Consider the following 16,068-nt stretch of genomic DNA (forward strand, 5'->3'; position numbering starts at 1 on the left):
TATGACTATAATATTTCAAATTAATGAATTCCTATATGAGTTATTTCCTGTTGAAAAAAATAACTTAGTTCAGTTAAAAGAATATTTAAATAATTTTTATACAGATGGTCCTTTTGAACCTAAAATTGAAGTGTCTGAGAGTTTAATTACCATTGATGTCGACACAAGCAAAATTATTGAAGACAAACCATTATATGAAAAATTGGTAAATTTATGTGAAAAAGGAAACTTTAAAGAAGCTAAATCTTTGGCTCAAGAGCTAATACAGAAATCACCAAATATATCTGAATATCATAGAGTTCTAGGGCAAATTCTTTCAGAACTAGGTAATCAAGAAGGAGCAATAAATTGTTTAATAGATGCCTTAAGGTGGAATCCTAAGAATGAATATGCCTTATTAATGATGGGGAATATTTTTTCAAAATATAAACAAGATATTGATACTGCTATTAAGTATTATAATCAAGTTCTAATTGTTAACCCTAATGAGAATATTACAATAAATAATATTGCAGCTAACCTTATGCAATTAGGTAAATTAGAAGAAGCGAAAAAGTATTTTTGGGAAGCACTTAGGATTGATAATAATTATCCAAATTCTCATTTTGCATTAGGCATGATTGCAGAACAAGAAGAAGATTTTTCTTCTGCTTTTTATAGTACAATCCAAGCAATTAAATTAAATAAAGCTGAGGATGTACTTTTGCAAAACTCTGTCAAACAAGCTTTTTCAATAGCAAATAAAATTGCTGTATCAGATATAGGTTCAAATATTTATAAAGATTATTTAGCTAAACTAGTATCTGATGGAGGTAAAGAAATTGGAGTTATTGCTGATTCTAATATTCCTACTGCTGCGAAATTTGAATTTGCAGAAAACTATAATAGAGCAAAACATATTGTAAAGTACAAACCTAATTACCCTGCAATTGAGCATCTTATTATGCATGAATTAGTTCATTTAGATTTTGTAATTGAAGCTAGAAAAAAAGATGTAAATCAACTTTTTATTTCTAATCAAAATCATAAATCTAATTTTATAAATGATATAGGTGCAACAAGTAGAAAATTAACTAAGATGGGGGTTTCTAAAGAAAATATTTCAAATTATTGTTCAGGTCTTTTTGATGGTATTAATAGTCAAACATTTAATACACCAATAGATTTGTTTATTGAGAATTTTCTTTATGAGGAATTCGCAGAATTAAGACCTTATCAGTTTTTATCACTTTTTAATATGATTCAAGAAAGTGTTAAAGCGGTTACTGACAAAAAGGTATTAGAAGTTTCTCCCTCTCATATTATTTCAAAAAGTAAAATCTACAATTTATTAAATGCAATACAGTTCAAATCTTTATATGGTGTAGATTTAATTAAGGATTTTAAAGCATCTAAAAGTGAGTTAACACTTGCTAATGATTTTTATAAAGAGTTTTTAGAGTATAAAGACGATAAAGAAGCTGGTGAAGAGTATGAATTACTTTTGCATTGGGCAGAAGATTTGAAGTTAGAAAAAAACTTTGAATTAGTGGAAGAGACTAAATATCGTAAAGGTGATAATGTAGATGATTTTATTGATGATTTAGAAAAAGATCCTTTTGGTCTTAATGAAGAGAACTCCGAAAAAGTTAGTGAAATGGAAACTTTTCAAAAATCTCAGGCTGATATAGGTTTAAACATGGCTGTTGTTATGTTTATGGTAGATGCTCTTCAGTTTTTTGAAAATCAGTCTAAAGAAGAAATTAAGAAAATAGCGTTTGAAATTGCTATGCAAGGAACTCAAGGTTATAATCCCGAAAATAAAGATTATCGTATTAGTGCTATAAAAGGTAAGTTGTTTTCTGGTTATCATATTCTTTCATATTATTATGTTAGTTGGTCTTTAGCTATACCCGAAATGCTCTCACAGTTACATTTACCTTATGATGAAGAATATAAATTAGCTAGAACAATACATAAAAAAAAGTAGATATGTCAGATATTAAAGAAATAACTGATGCACTTTTAAAGTTTAGGGATGAAAGAGATTGGGAACAATTTCATAATCCAAAAGATTTAGCATTAGCTATAAATATTGAAGCTGGGGAGCTTTTAGAAGAGTTCTTATGGAAGAGCTATCAAGATGCAAAAAAAGATAGGGTAAAAGAAGAATTGTCAGATGTCTTTGCCTATGCTTTTTTACTTGCTGAAAAATTTGATTTTGATGTTAAAGAAATAGTTCTTGATAAAATAAAAAGTAACGGAAAAAAATACCCAATTGATAAAGCAAAAGGAACTGCTAAAAAGTATAGTGATCTATGAATTTATCCTTTGAGTTATCAGTGGAAGTTTCTGAACGATATGATTTCAATAAAAAATCGTTAGATAAAATAAATGAAAATCCTTGGGTGAAAAACCAATGGCCTCTAGTCTATTTTATACAGAATGAAGGAAAACGAGTTGCTTATGTAGGTGAATCAACAAATTTTTCAAACCGAATTAAAAATCATTTAGCAAATCCTAAAAAAGCTAATGCATTCAATCAAATATCAATAATTGGTTCTGATAAATTTAATAAATCAGCGACACTTGATATCGAATCAAAATTGATTCAATACATTTCCTCTGAAGGTACTTATGAATTACATAACGGAAATCACGGATTAATTAATCATAATTATTACCAACAAGACTTATATAAAAACCTATTCAAAGATATTTGGGGCAAACTAATAGAGAATAAAATTGTCAGCAAATCTTTAGAAGAAATTGAAAACACAGAACTATTTAAATATTCTCCATACAAATCACTTAATGAAGACCAATATAATTCTGTATTAGAAATTATTGAAGCTCTAACAAAGAAAAAATCTAGTAAAATTTTCATTAAAGGAAGTGCAGGAACAGGAAAAACAATTCTCGCCACCTATTTAATAAAACTCCTTGGCTCTGATATTTCTGACACTAATATGGATGATTTTAGTGATAATGAAATTCAAGAAATAAATCTATTACGAGCATATAAAATCAAGTACCCAAAAGCAGAAATTGGGTTTGTTGTCGCAATGAGTTCTTTACGAAAGACTTTGCAAAATGTATTTAGGAAAATACCAGAATTAAAATCATCAATGATAATTAGTCCTTCAGATACTTTCAGGAAAAAGTACGATTTACTAATTATTGATGAAGCTCATCGTCTAAGACAATATAAAAATATTGGATGGATGGGGGTTTTCAAGAAAAATAATCAAAAACTGGGTCTAGATAATACTGGGACTGAATTAGATTGGATAATTGCAAATAGTACAAATCAAATATTCTTTTACGATTCAGCACAATCAGTTAAACCATCTGATATTCCTTCTTCTCATTTTGATAAATTATTAAATGAACCTAATACCATTGAAATAGAACTTAAATCTCAAATGCGTTCTAATGGTGGTAATGATTACATCACATTTGTAGACGATTTGCTAAATATTAAACGAGAAAACAAAAGTTTTTATACTCCTGAGAAATATGATATAGTTGTTTTTGACTCTATGAAAGATATGTATGAGCAATTATCAATCAAAGAAGAAAAATATGGTTTATGTAGATTAGTTGCAGGATATTCTTGGCCTTGGTTATCAGACCCAAAGAAAAAGACTGATCAAGACCTTAACGCAATTGATATTGCAATTGATGGTGTTGAATTACAATGGAACAAAACCGATAAGGATTGGATAAATTCAGAAGATTCTTTCAGACAAGTTGGTTGTATTCATACAACCCAAGGATATGATTTAAATTATACGGGAGTTATTTTCGGAGAAGAAATTTCGTTTAATAAATCCACTAGAGTAATCGAAATAGATAAAGCAAAGTACTTTGATAAAAATGGAAAAAGAGGATTAGACAACATTGAAGAACTTAAAGCTTATATAATCAATATTTACAAAACGATAATGTTTAGAGGTATTAAAGGAGTTTATATTTATGCTTGTGACAAGGATCTAAGAGAATACTTTAAAGAACATATTTCCTCCTACAAATCTGAAAGTAAATTAAGAACTTTACCTTTTATAGATGTTAAACCTTTTGTAAATGCAGTTCCTATATTTGACATATATGCTGCTGCTGGCGGATTTAGTGAATTACAAATTCAGACTGAATATGAAAATTATGACTGGGTAGAATTGCCTATTAACATATCTGCAAGAAAAGACTATTTTGTTTGCCAAATTATTGGCGAATCAATGAATAAAAAGATCGAAAATGGTTCTTGGTGTTTATTCAAAAAAGACCCAGGTGGAAGTAGAGAAGGTAAAATTGTACTAGTTGAACATTATAACATTCAAGATGCTGATTTTGGTTCTGGCTTGACAATTAAATCATATCATAGTGTAAAAAGTATATCAGAAGAAAGTTGGTCTCATAAATCAATTACATTAAAGCCTCTATCATTTGATTCTACGTTTGAAGATATAGTATTAGATGGAAACGAAATAAGCGAACTAAAAGTTATTGGTGAATTTGTTACAATACTAGACATTTGACATACTTCAAAAAGGTCGTTCTACCATTACAGAACATCTTAAAAACCTGTTTAGTACCCAAGAATTACAAGAAAGTTTAGTGTGTCGGGATTTCCGACATACTGCCAACGATGGTAAAACTGCGGTACGTTTATACACCAAAGACGGCAATGTTTGGATGAACCAAAGTCAGCTTGCAGTACTTTTTGACACCTCTAAACAAAATATAGGTCAGCATACATCTAACATACTAGAAGAAAAAGAGTTAGAAGAAAATTCAGTTGTAAAGAATTACTTTACAACTGGTATTTTATATTCAAAAAAATTAATTGAAGGAAGGAAACCTAATTTTTATATAGCATCTAAAGTAGCATCGGTAGTTGATGAAAAAGGAGAATATATAAAGATGAGAGGGATTGATAATGATTATATTCAAAAAATAATAACAGATTATCTTACAAAGTTTGAGAGCGCTAAAAGAAGTGATTTAGAAAATGTTCTATTAAATAAATTATCCGAAGGTTTAGACATTTCTCAAAAAATAAATAAAATAAAAAATAGTATTCAAGCATTAAAAAAGCAAGGTGTTATAGTTGTTGAAGGCAAACTTTGGAAAATGTCTAAATAAAAATAGTTAGACATTTTTAGACGAGAATTAGTTAAACTTTAGACGTTTTTAGCTGAGTTTTAGTTATAAAAGTTAATTAAGGTGTTTAAGAGCAGTGATTTATGAAATTTAATTTTAGACATTTTAGACGAGATTTAGACATTTATGTCAGGTATAGTACAAGTAAAATACCGTCATTTCATGCAAAAAAATCTACTAAGCAATATTTTAAATCAATTAAGCAAGAATAAAAAAAGCTAAAAAAAAGAAAATGCCAAATTTAGTAAACGTAGCATACCACCAAACAGGAAATAGTAAAAGTACCAATGAGTACGGAATGCGAGAAATGCAAGAACGTGCCTTTGAGTATAGTGATGCGCAGTATATACTATTAAAATCGCCACCAGCATCTGGTAAATCAAGAGCATTAATGTTTTTGGGTTTAGACAAACTCATCAATCAAGGTATTAAAAAAGTAATTGTTGCGGTGCCAGAGCGTTCTATTGGTAGTTCATTTGCTGTAACAGATTTAAAAACCTATGGTTTTTTTGCTAATTGGTCTCCAAAAGAAGCATACAATTTATGTACACCAGGTAGTGATGGCAGTAAAAGTAAAGTAACTGCTTTTCATAATTTTATGAATAATGACGAGCAAATTTTAATCTGTACACACGCTACATTGCGCTTTGCTTGTGAAGGTTTAGACGAAACGAAGTTTAATAATACCTTATTGGCAATAGATGAATTTCATCATGTTTCTGTTTCCGCAGATAACAAGTTAGGAGAAATTTTAAAAAATATCATCAATACATCTACGGCACATATTGTTGCCATGACAGGTTCTTATTTTAGAGGAGATTCCGTACCAATTTTAATGCCAGAAGATGAAGCGAAGTTTACAAAAGTTACGTACAATTATTACGAACAATTAAATGGTTATAATTATCTAAAAACATTAGGTATTGGGTATCATTTTTATCAAGGTAAATATACTTCTGCCATCATGGAAGTGTTAGATACCGATAAAAAAACAATATTACACATACCAAATGTAAACTCAGGAGAATCTACCAAAGACAAAGAAAACGAAGTCAATTTTATAATTGATGCCATTGGCGATGTGGTAAAGCAAGATGAAGCAACAGGCGTTATTTTTGTAAAAAGAAAGTCTGATGGTAAAATCTTAAAAATTGCCGATTTAGTAGAAGACACCTCAAAAGAAAGAGAAAAAATACAAAACTACTTACGTGTAAGTGATGCGGTAGATGCTATAGACATCATTATTGCTTTAGGAATGGCAAAAGAAGGTTTTGATTGGCCGTATTGCGAACATGCACTTACGGTAGGTTATAGAGGTTCGTTAACAGAAGTCATTCAAATTATTGGTAGAGCAACAAGAGATAGTACTAATAAAACACACGCACAGTTTACCAACTTAATCGCACAACCAGATGCACAAGATGATGAGGTAAAACTTTCTGTAAATAACATGCTAAAAGCAATAACAGCATCTTTATTAATGGAGCAAGTTTTAGCACCAAATTGGACCTTTAAAACCAAACATGATATTGATGATGGTACAAAGGCAAAGCCAGGAGAGATACGAATTAGAGGTTTAAAAGAACCTACTTCTCAACGTGTAAAAGATATTATTGAAGCAGATTTAACCGATTTAAAAGCAGATATATTTCAAGATAAGGAAATGCTAAAAGCAATGCCAGATGAATCTTTAGATCCTAAGGTAATAAACAAGTCGTTAATACCAAAGGTAATAAGAATGAAGTACCCAGACCTTACAGAAGAGCAAGTAGAAGAAGTTAGGCAATATGTGGTAGCAGATTCAGTCATTAAAAACGGAACAATTAAAGAAGTAGCCGACAAAAGATTTATAAGAATGGCAGGTTCCTTTGTAGATATAGACGATCTTCATATCGATTTAATAGACAGTGTAAATCCGTTTCAAGAAGCATTTGAAGTATTGTCTAAATCAGTATCATCTAAAACTTTAAAAGTAATACAAGATACTATTGAAGCTACTCGTATAAAAATGGATTTTGAAGAAGCAAAAATATTGTGGCCTAAAATTAATGAGTTTGTAAAAACACACAATCGCCAGCCAAATATAAATTCTGTAATAGGTTCAGAAAAAAGACTGGCAGAATGTATTATTTATTTAAAAGCAGAAAAACAAAAAAGAGCAGCACAAAACAATGGATAAGGAACGTATTTTAGACGAAATATTTAGCGACGATCCGTTAGGTTTATTGGTTGTAAAGCCTGTAAGAACTGCGGTTCGTACTTCTGATGAAAGATTAGCGTCTTCTTTTGATGCCATCAATGATTTTTTTGATAAAAATAAAAGAGAACCAAAACCAGATTTGTCAAATATTTCTGAGTATCAATTGTACGCAACTTTAAAAGGATTGCGAGAAAATAATGAGAAAAGTTTAGCTTTAGAGCCACAAGATAAATATGGCTTATTACCTACGGAACAAAAAGAGATTAACTCTATTGATGATATTTTTAATGATGATGCTTTAGATATTTTTAGTGATGATGCCGAAGGTTTATTTGATTTTAAACACACACCAAAAGACTTTAAAAGAGCAGAAACAGATTTTGTTGGTAAAAGAGTTCCTTGTAAAAATTTTAAAGATTATGAGGATTTGTTTAAAGAAGTTCAAAGTGATTTGAATTTAGGCAAACGCAAATTAGTAGACTTTAAAGAGAAGAATTTAAGAATCGGGAATTACTATGTTCACAATGGCATCTTATTTTTATTAGAAAGCATCAATTATACTAAAAAAGAGCATTACAGAAAAGATGGAACAAGAGTTAGAGAAGACGGAAGAACGAGGTGTATTTTCGAAAATGGTACTGAATCTAATATTCTAAAACGCTCTGTAGAAAAAAATTTATACGCTAACGGAAGCGTTGTTACAGAAAATATGGATCATATTTCGGAAGAGTTTATAGAAAAATTTAGTGATATTACAGAAAAGGACAAAGAAGCAGGTTATATCTATGTTTTAAAATCTGAAAGTAAAAAAGAAGAAATAGCAACTATACAGAATTTATATAAAATAGGGTATTCTACAAACTCAGTAGAAGAACGTATTAAAAATGCAGAAAAAGAAGTCACCTATTTAATGGCAGCTGTAAAAATAGAATCTTCTTGGAAATGCTATAATATGAACGCTCAAAAGTTTGAGAAACTAATTCATAAATTCTTCGGGAACTCTTGCTTAGAAGTAGATGTGTTTGATGAAAAAGGAAGAAGACACACGCCTAGAGAATGGTTTATAGTGCCCTTAGAAGCGATAGAGCAAGCAATAGCGCTAATTATAACCGAAAAAATAATGGAGTATAAATACGATGCAGAAAATCAAATAGTGGTTGTTCGGTAGGTAGGGCGGTTTAATTAAAAGCTGTTTTTGAAAAACTTAGATTATTTTTAAAGTTATGTAGTAAATGCCTCTTTAAAATACCTAAAATATTTTAGAGTGAATGGATTAATTCTAAAAAAGTGGGCAAATTGTGTAAAAATGAAAAAACCAGTAATTTACAAATCGTTGTAAAGTACTGGTTTTATTGGTGACCTCGGCTGGATTCAAACCAGCAACCTCTTGAGCCGTAATCAAGTGCGCTATTCAGTTGCGCCACGAGGCCGTTAAGCGGGTGCAAATATAGTTTCCTTTTTTTGATTTAGAAAGATAAATGTCATTTTTTTTTATAAATTTATTTCTGCCTTAAATAAATCGATGATAGATTGCGCTTTTTCTAGGTCGTTATTTAATACAAATAATTCTACAGAATTTGTAGGTACACCAAAACCTCCCAATCTTGCCGATTCTACTCGGTCTGATATTCTAGATTTAATAGATGCTTCATTTAATAAGAAATGTAATCTGTTTACTAATATAGCGTTATCAGTAAATACTTTAGTATAATCTTCTGACATAATTTTATTTTTTAGGTTAATGCATTTTTAGTTATAAAAGCTCTCCACCCAATAATTGCTAGTTGAAGTTTAGAGGCTTTAGAAATATCCAATCCTTTCTTTGTAAAGGAAGGTAAAATTAATTTATTAATCTTTGCAAGTGTTTTAAAAACTTGTTTTTTCATTGGTCGTAAATTAGCTTTCAAATTTACTAAAATAAACAACTCAGTGTTTAAAGATTGAGTTGTTTAAAGATAAACTACTTTTATCTATCTTCATAATATAGTACTGTTATTTTTTTGTTATAATAATATTTGAAATATAATATCAGACAGGTCTTTAATAAATTTAGTTACAATTAGAATCATAGTAGTTTGGGTTTTAAAGTTAGTAATTTAGGTTAATTTCGAAATTGTTTTATCAATATATAGCTCTTAAAGGCTTGTTGCCAAATGAATAAATAACTATTAATTAAATTGATTTTCTATTTATAACTCATAAAGTGGTATTGGTTATAATGTGTAGGTTTATTTGCTTTAATTAAGTTATTTATTGAAACTTAATTTAGTGTTTTTTGTAAATAATTATAAGTAAATAAAGGGTGTTTAGTTGCTGTTTTTTTTTAAGCAAAGGAAATTCTCTTTTTTAAATTGAGAATTTTGGGCTTTTCATTTTTTATTTACTTCTTAAAGTGATAAAAATGTATCTTCGTCAAAAATAAAATGTATGAGTATTTTTTATGTAATTATTGGATTAATACTGTTAGTTGTAGGTGGTGAGTTTTTGGTAAGATCTTCTATAGGGTTGTCTTTTAAACTGAACATCTCTAAAATGGTTATTGGTATGACAGTGGTTTCTTTTGCTACTTCTGCACCAGAGTTATTAGTTAGTTTACAGGCTGCTTTAGATGGTTCACCAGCCATAGCGTTAAATAACGTTATTGGTTCTAATATTGCTAATATTGGGTTGGTTTTAGGTATTACGGCTATTATTGGACCTATTGCGGTGAGTAAAGACTTTTATAAGCTTAATTGGCCTGTAATGATGTTGTTCTCTTTGGTTTTGTATTACTTTTTATGGAACGATAGTGTTTTAACACAGTTAGAAGGTATTATTCTTTTAGTTGGGTTGGCTGTTTTTCTATTTGTATTGATAAGAAGTGCAAGAAAAGAAGATGTGGTTGTAGAAGAGGTAGACGATGCTTTGGCTTCTATAGGTTATGGTAAAATATTTGGTTGGCTGTTAATTGGTGGAGTTGCTTTGTATTTTGGATCGGAATTTTTAGTGAACGGCGCAAAAGATATTGCACAAAATATGGGAGTTAGTGAAGGTGTAATTTCTATAACTATGATTGCAATTGGAACGAGTGTACCCGAGTTAGCTGCTTCTGTTATTGCAGCCATGAAGGGAGAGAAAGCAATTTCTTTAGGGAACTTAATTGGTTCTAATATTTTTAATATAGCTTCTGTGTTAGGTTTAACAGCTATTATTAAAGAAATACCGGTTACAGAAGCTCAAATTTTATCTAGAGATATTTTTTGGATGTTAGGCTTTGCTGCTATTTTATTATTGTTAGTATTTTTGCCTAAGAAGTTTGTTTTAAGCAGGTTTAAAGGTGTCTTTTTGTTTTTAGGATATGCATTGTTTATTTATATGGTGCTTTAAGTAGCACGCATATAAAATTTAGATATAAAAAACGCCAGCATTAATTTGTTGGCGTTTTTTTTCTGTCTATATGACCTAGGTTTCTTTCTGGAGCGATAACGTCTCTAATACGTCTTTTTAATTCTGTAATTTCTGGAAATCCATTTTCTTCTTTACGTGACCAAACCAATTGGTCATTTGCGGTAATGTTAAAAATACCTCCGGTACTTGGTTGTAAGGTGAGTTCTGTAATTTCATCTGTAAAAGTGGTTAATAATTCTTGACTCATATAAGAGGCGCGTAATAACCAGCCACATTGTGTGCAGTATGCTATTTTTATAGTGTTTTTCATGTATTAAAAGTAATTATTTTAGGTCATATTTAAAAGCACTTCACTGCTTTTGTTTATTATTTGCTGTTTTTTGCGTTAGGGATAGTAGTGGTATCCTTTTTTGTTTTTGGCGATAAGCCAAAAGAAAAAAGATATAACGGATAGCCCGACCTTTGGTAACGCCCAAAATAATGATATAAAAAAAGCACCTACATTGCTGTAAGTGCTTTTTAAGATTTTATACTACTTGTAATTATTTAACTGGTTTTACAGTTTTAATAATTCTTGCAGCTACTTTATATGGATCTGCGTTTGAAGATGGACGACGGTCTTCTAACCATCCTTTATATCCTTTTTCTACAACGATAATTGGAATACGAATTGATGCTCCTCTGTCTGAAACTCCCCAAGAGAAGTCAGTAATTGCAGCAGTTTCATGCTTACCAGTTAAACGTTGGTCGTTAAACTCACCATAAATTTCAATGTGTTCTTTTACTACTGGGCGGAAAGCTTCACATATTTCGATATATTTATCTTTAGAACCACATTCTCTTAAAATAGAGTTAGAGAAGTTAGCGTGCATTCCAGATCCATTCCAATCAGTATCTCCTAATGGTTTTGGGTGGTACTCAATGTACATCCCTTTTCCTTCAGTTAAACGATCTAATAAATATCTAGATATCCAGATTTCATCTCCAGCTTTCTTTGCTCCTTTTGCAAATAATTGGTACTCCCATTGTCCAGAAGCAACCTCTTGGTTAATTCCTTCAAAGTTTAAACCAGCATCAATACATAAATCAGCATGCTCTTCAACGATATCACGACCATGTGTATATAAACCTCCTACAGAACAGTAGTACTGTCCTTGTGGAGCAGGGTAACCACCTCTTGGAAATCCTAAAGGCAATCCTGTACTTGTATTCATAATAAAGTATTCTTGTTCAAAACCGAACCAGAAATCGTTATCATCATCTTCAATAGTAGCACGTGCATTAGATTCGTGTGGAGTTCCGTCTGCATTCATTACTTCATTCATTACCAAATAACCGTTAATACGATTTGGATCTGGATAAATAGCAACAGGTTTTAAAATACAGTCAGATGCTCCTCCAGAAGCTTGTTTTGTAGATGAACCGTCAAAAGACCAAAGTCCCAATTCTTCAACTGTTCCTTTAAAATCTTCATGCTCCTCAACTTTGGTTTTACTTCTCATGTTCTGAGTTGGATAATAACCATCTAACCAAATGTATTCTAATTTAATTTTTGCCATAATATATATGTGTTTATGTGATGTTCGTTCTACAAAAATCAAATATTTTCATTAGATATCAAAAAAAATAGGGGTAAAATATTTAAAATAGCTAAAAAATAATTTTATCCCTAAATTTGAAAGGGTATCTTTGTATTAAGTTAAATATAAGTAGAAAATATTACTAATATGTCAAGGATTAGATTTAATGCATTACAAGAAACACTACGTAGAAGTCCTATAAAAGTAGTTCAGAATGAAAAAAGATCAACTCTTTTTGGTAGAAATGTGTTTAATAAACATGCTATGCAACAGTATCTTACACGTGCTGCATACGAAAGTGTAATGAATGCAATTGATCATGGAACCAAAATAGATAGAAAAATTGCAGACCAAGTTGCGGTAAGTATGAAAGACTGGGCAATGTCTAAAGGTGCTACGCATTATACACATTGGTTTCAGCCACTTACGGGAGCAACGGCAGAAAAACACGATGCTTTTTTTGAATCTATAAATGGTAGCCTTGCTATGGAAAAATTTGATGGAGAACAATTGGTTCAGCAAGAGCCAGATGCATCTAGTTTTCCTAACGGAGGAATCAGGAATATGTTTGAAGCAAGAGGTTATACCGCTTGGGACCCAACTTCTCCTGCTTTTATTTATGAAACTACCCTTTGTATTCCAACAATTTTTGTTGCTTATACTGGAGAGGCTTTAGATAATAAGACGCCTTTATTAAGAGCGTTACAAGCTATAGATACACATGCTACTGCTGTTTGTAAGTATTTTGATAAGAATGCAAATAAAGTAAGTGCAACCCTTGGTTGGGAACAAGAATTTTTTTTAATTGATGAAGCTTTAGTGCTTGCTAGGCAAGATATACAGTTTACTGGTAGAACATTATTAGGGCATTCACCAGCGAAAGGGCAACAACTTGATGATCATTATTTTGGAACCATTCCTGCAAGGGCTATGAGTTTTATGCAAGATCTAGAGCAAGAGTGTATGTTGTTAGGTATTCCGGTAAAAACAAGGCATAATGAAGTTGCGCCAAATCAGTTTGAGATTGCACCAATTTACGAAGAAGCTAATTTAGCGGTAGATCATAATTCATTAATAATGGATGTGATGCAAAAAATATCTAGAAGACATCACTTTAAAGTGTTGTTGCATGAAAAGCCATTTGCAGGTATTAACGGGTCTGGGAAGCATAACAATTGGTCTTTGTCTACTGGTAACGGAACTAATTTATTAAGTCCGGGTAAAACCCCTATGAAGAACTTGCAGTTTCTTACTTTTTTTATCAATACAATTAAAGCGGTATATCATTATGAAGAATTGTTGAGAGCTTCTATTGCTTCTGCAAGTAATGAATATCGATTAGGTGCTAATGAAGCTCCGCCTGCAATTATCTCTGTGTTTATTGGTAGTCAACTATCTGCAGTTTTAGATGAATTAGAAAATGTAACTAAAGGGAAGCTTTCTCCGCAAGAAAAAACCGATTTAAAGTTAAATATTATAGGTAAAATTCCTGAAATTTTATTAGATAATACCGATCGAAATAGAACTTCTCCGTTTGCATTTACGGGAAATAAATTTGAGTTTAGAGCTGTTGGTTCTTTGGCAAATTGTGCCATACCAATGACCGTTTTAAATACAATTGTTGCAAAGCAATTAAAAGAATTTAAGATTGAGGTAGATGCTTTAATAGAAGAAAAGGATCTTAAAAAAGATGAAGCTGTTTTTAATATTCTAAGAGAATATATTAAAGATTCTAAGGCAATTCGTTTTGATGGAGATAGTTATGGTGAAGCTTGGGAAAAGGAAGCTAAAAAAAGAGGCTTAACTAATTATAAAACAACTCCGGAAGCTTTAAAAGCAAAAGTTTCTGAGAAAACAATTTCTTTATTTGAAGAAATGGAAGTAATGAGTAAAGTAGAATTAGAAGCTCGTTATGAAATAGATTTAGAATCATACGCCAAAAAGGTGCAAATAGAAGGGCGTGTTTTGGCAGATATTGCAAGAAATCAAGTAGTGCCTACTGCAATAATTTATCAGAACACTTTGTTGGAGAATACTAAGAATTTAAAAGAAATTTTTGGTGATGAATATAAAATTATTGCCAAAGAGCAAATAGAATTAATTATGCTAATTTCTAAACATATTACAAATATTAATGCTTTGGTAGTTAAAATGGAAGCAGAAAAAGTGAAAGTAAATAAATATTCTGGTTTTAAATTAGCAACGCATTATAGTAATAAAATAAAACCTTTTTTTACAGATATTAGGTATCATTGTGATCAATTAGAAGCCTTGGTTGATGATAATTTATGGCCACTTACTAAATATAGGGAGTTGTTATTTACTAAATAAATAGGGGTTAAATTGTTTTTTTGTTAAAAAGTAAGGGTTAATAATGATAATTATTCATTTTTAACCCTATTTTTATAGGTGTTTTTCCCTGTTTTTATTTTGTTTTTCTTTTGTTTTTATTTATATGTGGTTGATTTTTAGTTATTTATATATCTATGTTGTTTGTGGTTTCTGTTTTTTTTTTTGGAATTAGATAAATAATTACCTATATTTGACTTGTTTAAACAAAGAATCGATCAAACTATATAGTTTACAACAACTCTTAACTTTAAGTGTTGACTGAAAATGAAAAGTTATCCTTAATAACTTTACATTTTATCCCTAATAATTTTAATTACCCCTAAAAATTTATTGTAGTATATCATGTTCAATTTATATTGAATAGGATTTTGATATGCTTAATTTTTAACTAACGTATTTTAAATTATTTATCATGAAAAAATTAGTAATAATGGCTATGTGTTTAGCTACAGGAGCATTTTATGCTCAAACTCCACAAGCAAATTGTGACGATTGTTCTTTTACTCAAATGACTACTGGGCCACGAGGAGCTGTTGACAATACGAGTGATATCACTCAAAATGGTACCTTAAATACTGCAAATGCTTATCAAATAGGGAATGGAAACTACTCTATAATAGATCAAGATGGTAAGAATATGGGTGTTGGTAATGGAGGAGATAGTAATAATTCTAGAGTCTATCAAGAAGGTACAAGAAACCATTCAGATGTTAAGCAGCATGGAGACCGTAACACAGGTGTGGTTGAACAAAGAGGATATGAAAACTATGCGAAGCAAGACGTTGGTGTTGGATACTCGGAGGATAATGTTACAAGTGCTTTTCAAACAGGAACTTTAAATACTTCGTTTCAAAAACAACGTTATGATAATAACACAGCAACTGTAACGCAAGTAGGTACAGGTTTATTTGGTTTAGGTGCAAATTATGCAGAACAAGACCAAAGCAGTATGGCTAATGGTGTAGCAGGAAGTGTTGCAGAAATAGACCAAACTGGTTCATTTAACGAAGCAAAACAAAAGCAAAGAGGAAGTAATAATGACGCGTATTCTCTTCAAAATGGTATAGGTAATACTTCTGCTGAAGACCAAACATCTGTTGCAGGTAGTGCTTATTCTAATACTTCTACAGTAGATCAAACTTTTGTTGGCACTCCATGGTTAGGTAGTAACTTAGCTTGTGTAACACAAGCATCTGTTGCGGGAAATAACACAAGTTCAATTACACAGACTAATGTTGCAGGTGTAAATGCTTGGACTCCTGGAAACTCAGCTACAGTAACTCAAACAGCTAACTTATCTAGTAATATGAGTACTGTTATGCAAAGTGGTGGAGGTAATCAAGCTTGTGTAGAGCAAATTGGTAACTAAAAATCAAGAAATTATTTAATTAATTTAATAAGTAAGGA

The 16,068-nt window shown here is 30.7% G+C and carries 13 protein-coding genes and 1 tRNA gene; 9 read left to right on the plus strand and 5 right to left on the minus strand.

Going from position 1 to position 16,068, the window contains the following annotated elements; all coding sequences use genetic code 11:
• The first annotated feature begins 1 nt into the window (after position 1).
• From KV700_RS14590 to KV700_RS14615, 6 genes are all read left to right on the plus strand, one after another.
• On the plus strand, positions 2-1,969 hold the full coding sequence (locus KV700_RS14590; RefSeq protein WP_218598316.1) for a tetratricopeptide repeat protein: 1,968 nt from the start codon (positions 2-4) through the stop codon (positions 1,967-1,969).
• A gap of 2 nt (positions 1,970-1,971) precedes the next feature.
• A complete protein-coding gene (locus KV700_RS14595; protein ID WP_218598317.1) occupies positions 1,972-2,301 on the plus strand; it encodes a nucleotide pyrophosphohydrolase in 330 nt (109 codons plus the stop codon).
• Positions 2,298-4,517 (plus strand): DNA/RNA helicase domain-containing protein, encoded by a 2,220-nt coding sequence (locus KV700_RS14600; RefSeq protein WP_218598318.1) that lies wholly within the window; start codon positions 2,298-2,300, stop codon positions 4,515-4,517. Before KV700_RS14595 ends, KV700_RS14600 begins: the two co-directional genes overlap by 4 nt.
• Positions 4,518-4,596: 79 nt before the next feature.
• Positions 4,597-5,124 carry a hypothetical protein gene (locus tag KV700_RS17405; RefSeq protein ID WP_368384760.1) on the plus strand — a complete coding sequence of 176 codons (528 nt, stop codon included), beginning with the start codon at positions 4,597-4,599 and terminating at the stop codon, positions 5,122-5,124.
• Between the two features lie 250 nt (positions 5,125-5,374).
• On the plus strand, positions 5,375-7,321 hold the full coding sequence (locus KV700_RS14610; protein ID WP_218598319.1) for a DEAD/DEAH box helicase: 1,947 nt from the start codon (positions 5,375-5,377) through the stop codon (positions 7,319-7,321).
• Positions 7,314-8,510 (plus strand): GIY-YIG nuclease family protein, encoded by a 1,197-nt coding sequence (locus KV700_RS14615; RefSeq protein ID WP_218598320.1) that lies wholly within the window; start codon positions 7,314-7,316, stop codon positions 8,508-8,510. Before KV700_RS14610 ends, KV700_RS14615 begins: the two co-directional genes overlap by 8 nt.
• Before the next feature lie 185 nt (positions 8,511-8,695).
• Here the strand turns inward: KV700_RS14615 and KV700_RS14620 are convergent.
• From KV700_RS14620 to KV700_RS14630, 3 genes are all read right to left on the minus strand, one after another.
• Positions 8,696-8,772, minus strand: a tRNA-Arg gene (locus KV700_RS14620).
• Between the two features lie 61 nt (positions 8,773-8,833).
• Entirely contained in the window at positions 8,834-9,064 is a 231-nt protein-coding gene (locus tag KV700_RS14625; RefSeq protein ID WP_166385574.1) for a DUF2007 domain-containing protein, read from the minus strand.
• Between the two features lie 11 nt (positions 9,065-9,075).
• On the minus strand, positions 9,076-9,228 hold the full coding sequence (locus KV700_RS14630; protein ID WP_166385572.1) for an SsrA-binding protein: 153 nt from the start codon (positions 9,226-9,228) through the stop codon (positions 9,076-9,078).
• A 541-nt stretch (positions 9,229-9,769) separates the two neighbouring features.
• On the opposite strand from KV700_RS14630, the gene KV700_RS14635 reads away from it, so the two are divergent.
• Positions 9,770-10,708, plus strand: a complete 939-nt coding sequence (locus tag KV700_RS14635; protein ID WP_218598321.1) for a calcium/sodium antiporter — start codon at positions 9,770-9,772, stop codon at positions 10,706-10,708.
• 40 nt (positions 10,709-10,748) lie between these two features.
• Here the strand turns inward: KV700_RS14635 and KV700_RS14640 are convergent, their stop codons facing one another.
• Together KV700_RS14640 and KV700_RS14645 are read right to left on the minus strand one after the other, a co-directional pair.
• Entirely contained in the window at positions 10,749-11,039 is a 291-nt protein-coding gene (locus KV700_RS14640; RefSeq protein WP_218598322.1) for a SelT/SelW/SelH family protein, read from the minus strand.
• 232 nt (positions 11,040-11,271) lie between these two features.
• The gene (locus KV700_RS14645; RefSeq protein ID WP_166385566.1) at positions 11,272-12,288 is read right to left on the minus strand and encodes a glutamine synthetase beta-grasp domain-containing protein; all 1,017 of its coding nucleotides are present in this window, start codon (positions 12,286-12,288) and stop codon (positions 11,272-11,274) included.
• 168 nt (positions 12,289-12,456) lie between these two features.
• On the opposite strand from KV700_RS14645, the gene KV700_RS14650 reads away from it, so the two are divergent.
• Together KV700_RS14650 and KV700_RS14655 are read left to right on the plus strand one after the other, a co-directional pair.
• Positions 12,457-14,640: a glutamine synthetase III gene (locus KV700_RS14650; RefSeq protein ID WP_166385564.1), complete on the plus strand. Its 2,184-nt coding sequence runs from the start codon at positions 12,457-12,459 to the stop codon at positions 14,638-14,640.
• Between the two features lie 433 nt (positions 14,641-15,073).
• Positions 15,074-16,030: a hypothetical protein gene (locus KV700_RS14655; RefSeq protein WP_166385562.1), complete on the plus strand. Its 957-nt coding sequence runs from the start codon at positions 15,074-15,076 to the stop codon at positions 16,028-16,030.
• The last annotated feature ends 38 nt before the right edge of the window (positions 16,031-16,068 follow it).

The organism is Polaribacter sp. NJDZ03, from assembly GCF_019263805.1.
Lineage (GTDB): Bacteria > Bacteroidota > Bacteroidia > Flavobacteriales > Flavobacteriaceae > Polaribacter.